This window comes from Micromonospora sonchi (assembly GCF_014646235.1).
Taxonomy (GTDB): Bacteria; Actinomycetota; Actinomycetes; order Mycobacteriales; family Micromonosporaceae; genus Micromonospora; species Micromonospora sonchi.
In genome coordinates, this window is the sequence record NZ_BMNB01000099.1 from 1 (window position 1) to 667 (window position 667).

At 68.2% G+C, this 667-nt stretch carries 1 pseudogene; it reads left to right on the plus strand.

The window, feature by feature from the left end:
- Nucleotides 1-8 precede the first annotated feature (8 nt).
- Nucleotides 9-667 (plus strand): annotated as a pseudogene (locus IEY61_RS30930) (IS701 family transposase); the annotation flags it as partial.

Genomic DNA, 667 nt, shown 5'->3' on the forward strand with positions numbered 1-667 from the left:
TTGTGTTGATCGATGAGATTGTGGGCTGGCGGGCGGGTCTGGATGATCTGCTGGCTCGGTTCGCGCACCGTTTCGGGCGCGCAGAGCCGCGCCGACAGGCGCTGACCTACCTGGTCGGGTTGCTGTCGCCCTTGGCGACCAAGAACGGCTGGACCTTGGCCGAGGCCGCCGGCGACGCGACGCCGGATCGGATGCAGCGGTTGCTCAACCGATCAGCGTGGGACCCGGACGCGGTCCGCGATGACCTGTTCGCCTACGTGTCCGAGCACCTCGGTCACGACGACGGGGTGCTGATCGTCGACGAGACCGGCTTCCTGAAGAAGGGGGTCAAGTCGGCCGGGGTGCAGCGCCAGTACTCCGGCACGGCGGGACGGACGGAGAACTGCCAGCTCGGGGTGTTCCTCGCCTACACCAGCCCGGCCGGACGGACATTGATCGACCGGGAGTTGTATCTGCCCCGCGGCTGGTGCGACGACCCCGCTCGCCGTGCCGAAGCCGGCGTCGCCGCGAGCGTCGAGTTCGCCACAAAGCCCACGCTGGGCCTGCGGAACAAAGCCCACGCTGGGCCTGCGGATGATTCAACGTGCCATCGCCGCCGGCCTGCCAGCGAAGTGGGTCACCGCGGACGAGGCATACGGGCAGGACTCGAAATTCCGGACGTGGTTGC